We start from the raw sequence: 12,744 nt of genomic DNA on the forward strand, positions 1-12,744 counted from the left end.
CCGATCTTCAAGTTGTAAAACCGTTCGGGAAACCTCGTCTTCTTGTATTCCGCCAGGATCTCCCCAGGGTCCACCTTGGACGAGTAGAGCTGCGAGATCCGGTAGCCGTGGATGGGGCGGTCGAGAAAGTCCGCGACCCACTCCCCCTGGTCCATGTTCAGTTCCTCGCCGCAGTGCGGGCAGGCCCGATAGTAACTCCCGTCCTCTCGGGGGCGGATGATCCGAACCTCCTCCCCGAGCTTCGCGGGAAACTCCTTGTCCAACGCCGTCCACGTCGTGCAGTGGCCACAGCGCACCGTCCAGTGCCGCTGATCGGAGGCCTGGTATGCCTCGTCAATCCCGTAGTGCGGCAGGCTCGGGTTCGACAACTCGATCACGCGTCGGTAGTCCGAATGGCTCAGCCGCTCGAGCGCCCGGGTTCTCGCATCCGGCGTCGCCTCGTCCAGCTCGTCGAAGACCACCATGTCGGCCGGCACCGACTTCATTCCGACCGGCGACTGCATGCCCCGCAGAAAAAGGTACGCCGAGCCAATCCGCTTCAACCCGGCCGTGTCCGTTTCGCGGAGAAGTTTCCCGAGGAACGGGTTATCGGCGAGGAGCGGGCCGACCCGAGACTTCGAAAACTCGAGGACGTCGGTCCTGGTCGGGAAGAAGTACATGACGTGCAGGCCCATGACGCACGCATGGACGGATTTCAGAATGGCCCAGGTCGTGCCGCCGATCTGTGCGGCCTTGAGCAGCACGATGTGCGGCGCGGTGTCGTCGTACACCGCCCGCAGGTACTCGTGCCCATCGAATCGAAACGGCCGGCCGTCGAGGCGGATCCGACGGATCGCCCACGCAGCCAGCGGCTCGCTGACCGCCCGGGTCGCGGGAAGGGCGAGCTCCGAGACGCGGCCACGGACATACCCCGTCAGCTTCGACACCCCGATCGGGTGTGACATCTCAGGTGGCCCCCTCGTCCTCGACCGGCAGGCGATCGAGGACCGCCCGGCAGACGCGGTCCCGCACCGCCTCGTCTGCGACCTCCGCCTTCACGACGTCGATGAAGACGTCCACCAGGGCGCGGCCTTCCGCCTCGGCTTCCGCCCTGATCTGCTCTTCCGTCTGCCCGTCCGTCGAGAGCCCGCGGGCCAGCCGCTGTCCTTTCTGAGCGCGCTCCAAGATGTTCGCCACCTTCTCGAGGTCCCGAATCGCATCCGAATCGAGACTGCCCTTCTGCAGCGACCCGAAGAGCCTGCCCACGACCGCGTTCCAGAGTTTGAAGTGCTGCGCATTGAGGTTGACACGCTCGGTCGCGAGCCGCTCCACGAGCTGCTCCGCGGCACGCTTGCCGATCTTGAGGCGCAAGGTGTCCCAATCCTCGTCCTTCTTCCACGCCGCGATCGTGTGCGCCTTCACCTTGAGCCGGCGGGCAATCTCGGCGACCGAGGTGACTTCACCGGTGAGGTAGAACTCGCGGGCCTGTTCCCGCGTCTTCAACGAGTGACGTGCCACAGCGACTCTCCCCGGACAGCGCCTACGCGTTCCCGCGCCACGCCTCGGCCTTCTTCCCCGTGAACGCCTGCCAGCGCTGTGCGATAACGTCACAGTAGGCCGGGTCGATCTCCATGAGGAACGCCCGACGCCCGAGCCGCTCCGCCGCGATCAGCGTCGAGCCCGAGCCCCCGAACAGATCGAGGACGGTCTCCCCTTTCCGCGACGAGTAAAACACGGCCCGTTCCGCGAGCTCGACCGGCTTCTCCGTCAGGTGCACCATCGCCGGCGGCGCGACCTTCTTCACCGACCACACGTCGGTGGCGTTGGTGATCTCGGGATTGAAGTAGTGTGCCGCCCCTTCCTTCCACCCGTAGAAACACCACTCGTGATTCCCCATGAAATCCTTCCGGGTCAGGACCGGCCACTCTTTGACCCAGATGACAGCCTGGGAGAAGTAAAGCCCGGAGGCTTTGAGCGCGGGCGGATAGTTCGCGCAATTCGCATAGCCGCCCCAGCAGTAGAACGAGCGACCCGGCTCGAGCGCCTTCGCGAGGTTTCCGAACCAGGCCAGGAGCATCCGCTCGAACTCCTCCGGCTTGACGAAGTCGTTGATCAGCGGCCGGTCCTTCGCCCTCATCTTCCCGGTCGGCTTCGCCTTTTCGGGGTGGCGCGACAGGTCGAGGTTCTGGTGATGCCCTTTTGCCTTCCCGGCGGCCGCGATCGCGTTGTTGCTGCGGGGCTCCACGTTGACGTTGTAGGGCGGGTCCGTGTGCACGAGCTGCACGCGGTCGTCTCCGAGTAGCAGTTCCAGGTTCATCGGGTTCGCGGCGTCGGCGCAGAGGAGCCGGTGCTCCCCCATGCGGATGAGGTCGCCCGCTTGCGTGGCCGGCTCGTCCGGCGGCTCGGGGACCGCGTCGGGGTCGGTCAGGCCGTCGATCGGCTCGTCCGACCCCCGGAGCAGGTCCTCGATCTCGACCTCGGTGAATCCGGTCAAATCGAGATCCGCCCCGGCCATTTCGAGCTCGGCCAGGACTTCCGCGAGCTTGTCCACGTCCCATTCACCGTGGATCCGGTTGAGGGCCAGGTTGAGCTGCTTCTCCGACGGGTCATCCAGATCGACGTAGACCACGGGGAGCGTCTCGATCCCCTCTGCGAGCGCGGCCTTCACCCGCTGGTGCCCCCCGACGATCCGGTCGAACCGGCGATTGACGACCACCGGCTCCACCGTCCCGAAGAAGCGCAACGAGCGACGGAGCGCCTCCAGGTCGTGGTCGGTGATCGTGCGCGGGTTGAAGGGAGCGGCCTTCGCCGCGAGTTCCTCAGTGCGGACTTCAGTCACGTCCATGTCGGCCTCCAGCCGTTAACTCCGACACTTGCCGTGCACCGCGTCGGAAGGTGGAGCAAGCGTTGCAAGCGGTCGTGTGATCGCCTCACGATCGCCTCGAAAAACCCTGCAAAACATTGCGAACTCGCCTTGATTCATCGCGCAGAGCAGCGCACTCATGGTGGTGCGAACGGAGGAAACCACGATGCGAACCACGACGAAGAAGGCCACCACGACGGACCAGAGGATCGAAGGCCTGGAGCCGGGCGCGATGATCGAGATCTCCCGCAATGACCAGGGCGTCCAGGTCTACGCCGAGCGGAGCGGTGACGGGAAGCGCCTCCGGATCTTCCGCATCAAGGCCGATGGAGAACACGTCCTCGGGTACGACATCGTGATCAACGAGGAGTGGTAACGGGAGACGACGATGCCCACGATCATCAGCCCGCACTCGCACCAGCAGCCGCACGACCTGAAGCCGGGCGAGCGGTTCGACCCGGCTTGCATCTACATCCACGACTCGGGACGGGTCGCCTGCGGGCGCCACGTCGGGACCGAGGCGACGTTCCAGGCGCAGGCGTGGAGCTGCCTCCGGTTGGGGCCGACGTTCACCAACCCCGACGACGGCATCGTGTTCTCCTGCGAGACGTGCTTCCCGCGCGGCTACCACGCCGGACGCTGACCCGTGCACGACCGCTGCGCCGTCCGCCGATGCCGTCGAGAGGCGGGGATCATCTATCTGGGTCGACCTGTCTGCGAGGTTCATTGGAATCGATATGCCGCGGACGACGCGCCTCCCGCCCGGCTGAGGATGGTCCTCTGCCTCGGGCCGGAAGTGCCGACCGCGACGGAGGTACCCATGCCCGAGACCAAGACGAAGGCCACGAAGAAGAACAAGGCGACCGAGAAGAAGTCCAGGGCCCCCAAGGCGGAGAGGGCGCCGAAGGACCCGGAGGCGACGAAGGTGTTCGCGTTCAGGCTCACGCCGACCGAAAGTGCCGCGATCCATAAGACCGCGGGTCCCAGGAACGCGACGCGCTTCCTTCGCCAGGTCGCGGCGGCATTCGCGGCGGAGGACGAGGTGGCGTTCAGGGCGGCGATCGCCGAGGCGCGCGAAGCCAGATCCTGACCGGTCCCCACCTTCCCCCACCCGCGGGACCTCGTGCCCGCGGGTGTTCTTTCTCAGTCCCGCCACATCAAGTCTGAAGTCCCCGTCCCGCCGCTGCCGGTCGTGCGCTGACGTGTCGGCCACAGTTCCGTACCTCGACTGACCATACCATCGCATTTCGAGGCGGCAGCCTGTGCCATCAGCGATCTGCGCAGTACAATCCGGGTGCGGAAACGCCAGCGTAGTCAGGAGTACTCAGCGCTAGGCGAGTCCGTTGGGAGCGAGACTGCAATCTGGGCTTGACACAGCACGAGCGGTCGTCGTGCCGAACGCAGGTGAATATATGTGCGCTAAGTTTATTCTGGATCCTTCAGGCAGGCCGGGCATCGCCAGACTGATAATGGAAGATGAAGATGCCCTGCGGAAGACGACATCAGCCAACCCCCTGTCCCGTGCGATCGAACAGAATACCCTCACCGCGAAGGCGCTCGACAAGGCGACCGGGGTCAGTTGGTTGCCCAAGGTGCCCAGTCTGCCGAACTTCGAGAGCCTGAGTGCATTGGCGGGGTTGAGCGCAGGCATCGGATTTTCGGCTTCGGTTGAGTCGGGACCCGCAGCGTTGAATGCGGTGCTGGACGCCGCGAGACCGAGCAGGCCGACAGGATTCGAAGCCGCGATCGAACGATCCGATGCGGTCATGAGGGCAATCCAAGCAACCGTTGGTACGGCCGGGCCGCTGGACGCGTTCGTCATGGCCGGATCTCACGCTTCGGAAGACGAGCGACTGAAGACGGCTCGGGACAAAGGAGTAGATCGTCTGCTGGAAGACCGTCACGGATGGAACGAGCTCCACGAGCAGTTTGATCGCGAAAAGGAAGAGCAGACGAACCGCGAGGTCCAGATGTTGCAGGAGCTGCAGGCCATCCGTCGCGGACTGGAGACCGAGATCTTGGAGCGCAAGCGGCTCGCGGAGGCTGTCCGGCAGAACGAGGAGGAACTGCGGCGCTTGCGAAAAGGCGCTCCGGGGCGACCTTCCGCGATGCAACTTGTGGAGGCTGAGTTCGCTCGGCGCGTCGCTGAGGGACAATTGGAAGACACCATCACCGAACAATCGCGCGTGCTCAGCGAATGGCTCACCCAGGAACATCCTCTCGCGGCGCGCCTTACGGCGAAGACCGTCGAGAACAAGCTCCGAACGCCTTACCGCCACGCCAAGGTGGCGGCGGCGAGCGCCGATAGGGTTGGGCCGCGGAAGACTCGTCGACCTAGGAAGTAGACCCCCGATATTATCGGATCGGGGGCCTATATCGGGGGTTGGCCCACCGTCATCATCCTTCGTGTCACTTCGCCGCACTGTGTTTCGCGGCGGAAGGAGCGAAGGATGGAAAAATCAAGCCAGCTCTCCGTAGAATCCAAGGTCAGGCGGATTCTCCGAACCCCGGCTGCAGCGGAATACCTCGGCCTCGCCCCATGTACCCTCGAAAAGAGGCGCCTCACCGGCGACGGCCCCCGGTTCGTCCGCCTGGGCGGCCGGGCAGTGGGCTATGACGTCGGCGACCTCGACGCGTGGCTCGACCAACAGCGAGGCGAGTCAACCGTGGCGAACTCAGGACCCCGGGACGCTGCGTGATGGCTCCGCAGTTCCTCCCGGACGACGCCGACAGGTTCCTCGCGCGCATCGGGGTTCCATCGGGTCAGTGGCTCGAGGTTCGGGCGATCCCGCTCGACGGGTCTCGCCCGCGGCAACACTTCTGCCGGTCCGCAGATGAAGCCCTTGCCATCGTCGGCCGTCTTTCCGGACACGTCAACGTCTACGTCAGCGCATGTCCCCGGGCGATTCAGGCCGGCACCCGCGACGCAGTGGCGGTCGTAACGGGGGCCTGGGCCGACCTCGACTTCCACCAGATCGACGAGGGCGATCGCGCACGTGCGGAGCGACTGGCCCATTCTCGGATCGAGGCACTCGGCCGGCGACCGACCCTCCTGGTGCACACCGGCAACGGGCTCCAGGCCCGGTGGCTCTTTCACGAAGCCATCCCGATCTCCGATGAGTACCCTGGCGACCGCTTCGAGGCCAGCAACCGTGGGATTGCCGAAGCCCTCGGCGGCGACGCCGTCCACGATCTCGCCCGGGTTCTCCGTGTCCCCGGCACGTTGAATCTCCCCGATGCTCGGAAGCGTGCCAGGGGCTGCGTGCCGGTGATGGCGAGGTTGCTGTACGCCGACGGGCCGACGTACTCGCCTGACGCCTTCCAATTACCTGAGGCCGCAACGCCTTCGAAACCGCACACGCAGCCTACCGCCCTTGTGCCCATCGCTGCTCCGAGCCAGCCCGAGAGCGAGATCGTTGGAGCCTTCGAACGGCTCCTCATCGAACTCGGTCCGTCGCACCCGCTGTTTCGGACGTGGCGAGGAGACCGCACGCTGAACGATTCCTCTCGGTCGGGATGGGACATGGCGCTTGTGAACCAGCTGGTCCACGTCGGTGTCCGGGACGAGTTCATACCTGTCATTGTTCGCGCCTTCCGTTTCGGTCGCGGCGTGTTCGCCAATGACAAATACCTGCAGCGAACGATGGACAAGGCCAGAGCACGGTCGAGAGGGAAGCATGAAGCCCCGCGATCTGCTTGACGAGAACGCTTCCGTGGACAACGCGGCCGACCCGCTGGCCGAGCTGGAAGCGATATTGGAAGCCGTCCAGAAGGACGTCTCACGGGGCGATAAGCTCACCCTCATCGAGCAATGCGCCCGCCTCCTTGCCCGTGCCCCCCTCGGCGCCGTGGATGTATATGCCGCCGTGATTCGCGAAAAGCTCAACGCCACGAAGGACACGTTAGTCCTGGCGGTGCACACCGCGCGCACAACCAGGTCGGCCGCCTCAGCAGATGGTTCCGCCGCCAGTTTTGAACCCACCGCCGAGGACATCGCCGCCGCGGAATCGGTCCTCAAGAGCCCACAGATCGAGGGGCGTTTCCTCGCAGCCATGGCAAGGCTCGGGGTGGTCGGCGAGGCCCTGAACCTCATGCTCCTCCTGCTCACCATCGTTTCTCGGCTTCTGAATCGTCCCATCTGCCTCGTCCTAAAGAGCGCGTCCAGTGCCGGCAAGTCGTTTCTCATGAACATGGTCCTGTCCATTCTCCCGCCGGGCGAGTGCATCGTCTTCACGGCCGCATCGGCCAAGGCGCTGTACTTCCGGACCGACTCACTCGCCCACAAGGTCCTCGTTTTCATGGAACGCCCGGGTGCCGAGACGAACGACTATCAAGTCCGAATCCTCCAGTCCGAAGGGAAGCTCGTCTACAGCGTCGCGGAGAAGGACCCAGAGACGGGGCAGATCGTCACGGTCGACCGCGAGATCGAGGGCCCGGTCGCGTACATTGAGACAACGACCGAGCCCGTGCTTCACGACGAGAACGAGACACGCCTGTTCTCGGCCTCCCTGGACGAGAGCGCGGATGCGACCAGCAAGATCATCGTGGAACAGGGTCGGCGAGCCGCCTCGCGCAACGCCGACGACGCGAACGAGGTGCTCACCCTCTGGCGCACGGTCCACACCCTGTTGAAGCCCGCGGACGTCGTGATTCCGTTCGCGGAGAAGATCGCGACGCAGTTCCCGAGCCGGGTGGTCCGCGCGCGACGCGACTTCCCGAGGTTCTTGTCGCTCATCGAGGCCTCGGCGATCCTCTATCAGCATCAAAGGGAACGCGACGGCGGCACGGTCGTCGCGACGATCGAGGACTACGCTCTCGCAAGACGCCTCGCGGCCCCCCTCCTCGAAACCGCAATCCTCGGGGCCAACCGGAAGACCCGGGAGCTGATCGCGGCGGCACGCGAGCTCGCCGGCACCGAGTCCCCCGGGGACGTAGGCGCCGCGAAGATCACGGCGAACAAAATGTCGAAGAGGTTGTCCGCGAGCGGCTGGTCCAAACAGACCGTCAGGCGACACCTGAAGGCGGCCGAAGAAGCGGGTTACCTCGACCTGGTCCACGCGCAGAAAGGACAGGAGTACGAGTACCGGGTCACCGTGGTGGGCGATGACATCTGCCTCGCGCTACCCAGCCCGGAGGAGCTCGCCGCTGAACCCAGGGACGTCGAGGTGTGCCAAGTAGAGCAAGGTGTTCCAAACGCCGATGGAACACTTAACCCAAACGAATCCAGCGAGATGGCCGAGGTGTACCAACCAAGCCAGGAGGGTGGCGGGCAGGTACCCCTCTTCGATCCGAAAACCATCCGGGGATTGCGGGATCCGGACTGCGCATGAGACCAGAACTCTCTAAAAAGACTCGCCTTAACGAACGCGAACCCCCTGATTGGGGTCACCGCCCCTTGGCATCCCCGTGGCCGCTTGCCCATCGGGACCCAAGCGATCAGCTACAGCCCCCTCTCTACCCCCTGGCACGCTTGGTACACCTCGGCCAGTCCGCTGATTCCGCGGGAGTTAAGTGTTCCAAGACGGTTTTGAGCGGGTGTGGCGCACTGAGCGGGTGCCCTCCGTCATGTGAAGTGCCCGTCGCCCGTCCGGTTCGCGAGGATCAGAACGTTGACTAGTCCGAAGCCCCGCCTCGACTGGACCGCCATCGTGGAGATCGCGGCGCTCCTCGCCCGCGGCTATCTGCGGTTGACACACAAAGCGCGCAACTGCGCCATTTCTCGACCCGTAGAGCCCCAGATTCTCCTTGATCTTGTGCCGCAGTCACGCCCTCCTTGTGTCCGGGATAGGCCCCCACGGAGGCGCCGATGCAAGGTGGCGTGATCGCGCAGATCGAGGCGTTCAGGAAGATGACGGTCGCCGACCTCCGCCGCGAATGGGAGCGCCTTCACGGCGAGCCAACGCGGTCGCGCAACCGTGAGTACCTGTGGCGGCGCCTCGCGTGGCGGGTCCAGGAGCTGGCCCACGGCGGGTTGTCCGACACGGCGAAGGCCAGGGTCGCCGAGCTGGCCCCCCAGGCGTTCGCTCGGGCCCCGGTGCCGGGCGGGTTCCAGCCGCCCCCGGTCCAGCCGGCCCCCGTCGAGGAGCCGTCCCGGACCGTCCGCGATCCACGGCTCCCCTCCCCAGGTACCGTGATCACCCGCCGCTACCACGGCCGGGAGATCCGCGTCGTCGTGACCGAGGACGGCTTCGAGTGGGACGGTCGCCAGTTCGGCTCCCTCACCGAGGTGGCCCGAGCGGTCACCGGGCAGCATTGGAATGGCCGCCTCTTCTTCGGGCTGACCGAGCGGAAGCGGAGGAAGTAGATGGTCCGCGCGGCGCGGAACGGTCGAGCCTCGGCGGTCGCCACCGCGACGGCTCCCGTTCGCTGTGCCATATACACCCGGAAGTCCACCGACGAGGGGTTGGACAAGGATTTCAACTCCCTGGACGCCCAGCGCGACGCGGCCGAGAACTACATCGCCGCGCAGCGGGAGGAGGGCTGGACCGCGCTCGCCGACCGGTACGACGACGGAGGGTTCAGCGGGGGCAGCACGAACCGCCCTGCCCTCCAGCGCCTCCTCGCCGATGTCGAGGTCCGCAAGATCGACTGCGTCGTTGTGTACAAGTATGACCGCCTGTCCCGATCGATGCTCGACTTCCTCCAGGTCCTGGACTTCTTCAAGCGCCGGAGCGTCAGCTTCGTGTCCGTCAGCCAGAGGTTCGACACGTCCACCCCCGTGGGCGAGATGACGCTGAACATCCTTCTGTCCTTCGCGCAGTTCGAGCGGCAGATCATCGGCGAGCGGACCAGGGACAAGATGCGGGCGGCTCGGCGCCGAGGCCGGTGGACGGGTGGATTTCCCCCCGTTGCATATGACCCCGCCCCCGAGGGCGGCCGGCTCGTCGTCAACCGCGACGAGGCCGAGCAGGTCAAGGCCATCTTCGAGTTGTACGTCGAGACCCCGTCGCTGATCGCCGTCGCGCAGGAGCTCAACCGTCGCGGGTGGCGGCGGAAGAGCTGGGTCACGAAAGACGGGAAGCAGCGCCAGGGCAAGGCCTGGGACCGGGTCACGCTCCGCCGGTTGCTGAGCGACCCCATCTACGTCGGGAAGCAGAAGCTCGGGGACCAGACCTTCAAGGGCGAGCACCCGGCGGTCGTCACGAAGGCACTGTTCGACCAGGTGCAACGCGCGATGGCGGAGAACCGGTCGAACGGCGGCGGATCGTCCAGGAACCGGCACGGTGCGTTGCTGCGAGGCCTGCTGCGTTGCTCCGCCTGCGACACCGCGATGGTCCACGCGCCTTCGAAGAACCATGGGCGCCTGTATCGCTACTACCGCTGCCAGAACTCGATGCGCAAGGGCGCGGCGGTTTGCCCGACGAAAGCCATTCAGGCGGACCGCGTAGAGGCGTTCGTGGTGGACCGGATCCGGTGCATCGGGGCCGACCCGGCCCTCCAGCGTGAGACCTTCGAGGCGGCCCTCGCGCAGGTCGCAGCCGAGCGTCGCGGAATCAAGGCCGAGGCGAAGCGCGGGGAACGGGATTTGGCGGCCTCCCGGCGGGACGTGGAGCGGCTTGTCGGAACCCTGTCGCGCTCGACTGGCGCGGCTGCCGATGCCGTGCACGCCGAGCTCGTCGCGGCCCAGGACCGTATCGGCACCCTCGGAGCCCGCCTCGCTGAGGTCCGGGAGCGGGAGGCCGCGATGGCCACCCAGCAGGTGGACGAGGGCGACCTCGCCCGGGCCCTGGCTGACTTCGACGGGATCTGGTCGGTGCTGCTGACACCCGAGCGCGAGCGCGTCCTCAACCTCCTGATCGAGCGCGTCACGTACGACGGCCGCGACGGGAATCTGACCATTCGGTTCCGGCTGGACGGGATCGCGTCGCTGGCGGCCGAAGTGGCGCCCATAGAGGCCACGTCGTGACCGCCCAGGCGACCGTGAGCTACACGGTCGATTTCGGGCGGCCGCCCAGGACCGAGCCGGCCCCGGAACGGCCTGGCGGGGTCCTCCGCGTCGCCCGCCTCCTCGCCCTCGCTCACCAGATCGACGCCAAGATCCGTGCGGGCGAGTACGACGACCTCACCGACGCTGCCCGGAAGATGGGCATCACCAGGACGCGAATCACCCAGATCGTGAACCTGACGATGCTCGCACCGGAGATCCAGGCGGCCATCCTGGCGTGGCCGGCGACCACCGAGGGGCGGGACCCGGTTAGCGAGAGGAGCCTGCGGGCGATCGTGGCGGAAGTAGTTTGGAGCCAGCAGCGCGAGCGATGGAAGACCCTGCGTCCCACGTTCCGCGGCGCGCCACCGGGAAGAGACAGCCGCTAAGCCTAAAGCGCCTCGACAACCGCCTCGACAAACTCACTTCCTCAGCTGCCCGAGCAGCGCCCGAGCACGTTCTCGCACGTCCTTCTGACGGTCGTCAACGAGCGCCTTCAGAACCTCTTCAATTCGAGGGTCCGAGGTTCGGTCCACGCGTAAGAGACCGGCCACAGCGTCCAGGCGCCACCGCTCGTATTCGTGGGACAGGAACTTCTGATAGATCGACGCGGCGTCGTCGGACCCCATCACTCCGAGGTCCAGGAGGTAGCCAGTCGCATCGAGGGGAGCCCGTCCCGGTCCCTTTAGCATGGCATGGAGCTGCGGGGTGGCTCCCCTCAGCGCATCCGGCCCCAGTGACTCGAGTGCACGCAGGCTGAACGATCTCGGCACCGTGGGGTCCGAAAGGAGCTCGAGCCAAGCCGGGATGGCCAACTCACCGTATCGACCGAGATCCTCGTGCGCTGTGGGGTGCGCACATCCCTCGCCTTGGGTCTGCTCGCGCAGCGCTTGGACGAGGATCGGAATCACGCGGTTGGGGTAGGCGCCGCTCAAGCGGGCCACCGCGCTCGCGGCTTCGTTCTTGAGTTCCGGGTCGTCGAGCAGCTTGACAAACAGAGGCACGGCCGCACGAGCCTCGTCCCCGTCCAGGTCACGGATCGTGACAACCAGGTCCTTGCCCTGATCTGACCGTCGGTTGCGGAGTTCGTCGAGAAGAACACCCACCGCAGGTCGGCCCGACTCGCCCAGACGCCCCAGGGTGCGGATCGCGAGTTGCCGGGCTTGCCCGTGCTTCGTCCGCACTCGATCGACCAGCGGCGCCACAGCTCGCGCTCCCGCAGGGATCAGCGCTTCCGCTGCGTTCGCCGCCACCGCTGAACTCGTGTCGTCCAGTGCGCCGACCAAAGCCTGGAACGCGGCATCCGGAAGTGGTGCGCAGTATCGAAGGGCGATCGCGGCCTGCCGTCTCGCCTCCGGATCGGCTGCGCTCAACCCAACTGCGAGGTTCACGGGATCGCCTGCACAGGGAGGGACATCCGTCAAGGACCCGAGAACCCCAGCCCAGGACAGAAGGAGGATGGCAACCCCGCCGCTACCGACGACCAGGCTCTTCCGCGCTCGCATTCCCAAACTCCCTATCAGGCTCCAGCCGATGGGGTCGCGCGCAAGCGACACAGGGGAATTGTAGTCTGAGGTCGGCCCATCCGGCACGTCTGGCATCTTCTACGCTCGATTGCCACTCTTGACCTTGACTTCCGCACGTGGCGATGGCCCTGTGTTGGCGGGAGGTTCCGATGCCCCACCTCGCCCCGCCTACCCTGACCACCGCCGAGCAGAAGGCGATCCTGCTGGCCACCGCCTCGAACCTCCGCGACCACACCATCTTCTCGATGGCCCTCGGCACCGGCCTGCGCCTCGCCGAGCTCGTCGGCCTCAACGTCGGCGACGTGTTCAACACGGACGGCACGCCCCGGGTCCGCGTCCGCATCCGCCCCGAGATCGCCAAGGGCGGCCGTGCTACGGACGTATTCCTGCCGGACCGGCTGGTCGTAAAGCTGAGGCGGTTCTGGCGGTGGAAGCGGGACCGCGGCGAGGAT

At 66.1% G+C, this 12,744-nt stretch carries 15 protein-coding genes; 11 read left to right on the plus strand and 4 right to left on the minus strand.

Translation table 11 applies throughout. From position 1 onward, the window contains the following. From LAO51_17815 to LAO51_17825, 3 genes are all read right to left on the minus strand, one after another. Window positions 1-944: phage terminase large subunit family protein (locus tag LAO51_17815; GenBank protein MBZ5640597.1), on the minus strand; the 944-nt coding region annotated here is incomplete at its 3' end. Between the two features lies 1 nt (window position 945). Continuing rightward, window positions 946-1,497, minus strand: coding sequence for a hypothetical protein (locus LAO51_17820; GenBank protein ID MBZ5640598.1), 552 nt, complete (start codon window positions 1,495-1,497; stop codon window positions 946-948). 22 nt (window positions 1,498-1,519) lie between these two features. After that, entirely contained in the window at window positions 1,520-2,824 is a 1,305-nt protein-coding gene (locus tag LAO51_17825; GenBank protein ID MBZ5640599.1) for a DNA modification methylase, read from the minus strand. A gap of 184 nt (window positions 2,825-3,008) precedes the next feature. Between LAO51_17825 and LAO51_17830 the strand changes: the two genes are divergently transcribed. From LAO51_17830 to LAO51_17875, 10 genes are all read left to right on the plus strand, one after another. After that, window positions 3,009-3,218 carry a hypothetical protein gene (locus tag LAO51_17830; protein ID MBZ5640600.1) on the plus strand — a complete coding sequence of 70 codons (210 nt, stop codon included), beginning with the start codon at window positions 3,009-3,011 and terminating at the stop codon, window positions 3,216-3,218. 12 nt (window positions 3,219-3,230) lie between these two features. Next, on the plus strand, window positions 3,231-3,485 hold the full coding sequence (locus LAO51_17835) for a hypothetical protein (protein MBZ5640601.1): 255 nt from the start codon (window positions 3,231-3,233) through the stop codon (window positions 3,483-3,485). Window positions 3,486-3,662: 177 nt separating this feature from the next. Beyond that, a complete protein-coding gene (locus tag LAO51_17840; GenBank protein MBZ5640602.1) occupies window positions 3,663-3,932 on the plus strand; it encodes a hypothetical protein in 270 nt (89 codons plus the stop codon). A 301-nt stretch (window positions 3,933-4,233) separates the two neighbouring features. Continuing rightward, entirely contained in the window at window positions 4,234-5,187 is a 954-nt protein-coding gene (locus LAO51_17845) for a hypothetical protein (protein MBZ5640603.1), read from the plus strand. A 105-nt stretch (window positions 5,188-5,292) separates the two neighbouring features. Then, window positions 5,293-5,541: an AlpA family phage regulatory protein gene (locus tag LAO51_17850; protein ID MBZ5640604.1), complete on the plus strand. Its 249-nt coding sequence runs from the start codon at window positions 5,293-5,295 to the stop codon at window positions 5,539-5,541. After that, window positions 5,541-6,542, plus strand: a complete 1,002-nt coding sequence (locus LAO51_17855) for a RepB family DNA primase (protein ID MBZ5640605.1) — start codon at window positions 5,541-5,543, stop codon at window positions 6,540-6,542. The genes LAO51_17850 and LAO51_17855 overlap by 1 nt, the downstream gene beginning before the upstream one ends. Next, entirely contained in the window at window positions 6,424-8,172 is a 1,749-nt protein-coding gene (locus LAO51_17860) for a hypothetical protein (protein MBZ5640606.1), read from the plus strand. The genes LAO51_17855 and LAO51_17860 overlap by 119 nt, the downstream gene beginning before the upstream one ends. 476 nt (window positions 8,173-8,648) lie before the next feature. After that, a complete protein-coding gene (locus LAO51_17865; protein ID MBZ5640607.1) occupies window positions 8,649-9,146 on the plus strand; it encodes a DUF2924 domain-containing protein in 498 nt (165 codons plus the stop codon). Continuing rightward, a complete protein-coding gene (locus LAO51_17870; GenBank protein ID MBZ5640608.1) occupies window positions 9,147-10,748 on the plus strand; it encodes a recombinase family protein in 1,602 nt (533 codons plus the stop codon). Beyond that, window positions 10,745-11,155, plus strand: coding sequence for a hypothetical protein (locus tag LAO51_17875; GenBank protein ID MBZ5640609.1), 411 nt, complete (start codon window positions 10,745-10,747; stop codon window positions 11,153-11,155). The genes LAO51_17870 and LAO51_17875 overlap by 4 nt, the downstream gene beginning before the upstream one ends. A 33-nt stretch (window positions 11,156-11,188) precedes the next feature. On the opposite strand, the gene LAO51_17880 is transcribed toward LAO51_17875, so the two are convergent. Further along, on the minus strand, window positions 11,189-12,367 hold the full coding sequence (locus LAO51_17880) for a HEAT repeat domain-containing protein (GenBank protein ID MBZ5640610.1): 1,179 nt from the start codon (window positions 12,365-12,367) through the stop codon (window positions 11,189-11,191). A gap of 74 nt (window positions 12,368-12,441) precedes the next feature. Here LAO51_17880 and LAO51_17885 point away from each other — a divergent pair. Beyond that, a partial coding sequence (locus LAO51_17885) for a tyrosine-type recombinase/integrase (protein ID MBZ5640611.1) occupies window positions 12,442-12,744 on the plus strand: 303 nt, incomplete at its 3' end.

It is taken from the genome of Terriglobia bacterium (assembly GCA_020073205.1).
Taxonomy (GTDB): domain Bacteria; phylum Acidobacteriota; class Polarisedimenticolia; order Polarisedimenticolales; family JAIQFR01; genus JAIQFR01.

Coding starts and splice junctions, on each gene's coding strand:
- LAO51_17865 (MBZ5640607.1), top strand. CDS start 8,649: ATGCAAGGTGGCGTGATCGCGCAGATCGAGGCGTTCAGGAAGATGACG.
- LAO51_17835 (MBZ5640601.1), top strand. CDS start 3,231: ATGCCCACGATCATCAGCCCGCACTCGCACCAGCAGCCGCACGACCTG.
- LAO51_17840 (MBZ5640602.1), top strand. CDS start 3,663: ATGCCCGAGACCAAGACGAAGGCCACGAAGAAGAACAAGGCGACCGAG.
- LAO51_17880 (MBZ5640610.1), bottom strand. CDS start 12,367: ATGCCAGACGTGCCGGATGGGCCGACCTCAGACTACAATTCCCCTGTG.
- LAO51_17830 (MBZ5640600.1), top strand. CDS start 3,009: ATGCGAACCACGACGAAGAAGGCCACCACGACGGACCAGAGGATCGAA.
- LAO51_17870 (MBZ5640608.1), top strand. CDS start 9,147: ATGGTCCGCGCGGCGCGGAACGGTCGAGCCTCGGCGGTCGCCACCGCG.
- LAO51_17855 (MBZ5640605.1), top strand. CDS start 5,541: ATGGCTCCGCAGTTCCTCCCGGACGACGCCGACAGGTTCCTCGCGCGC.
- LAO51_17825 (MBZ5640599.1), bottom strand. CDS start 2,824: ATGGACGTGACTGAAGTCCGCACTGAGGAACTCGCGGCGAAGGCCGCT.
- LAO51_17850 (MBZ5640604.1), top strand. CDS start 5,293: ATGGAAAAATCAAGCCAGCTCTCCGTAGAATCCAAGGTCAGGCGGATT.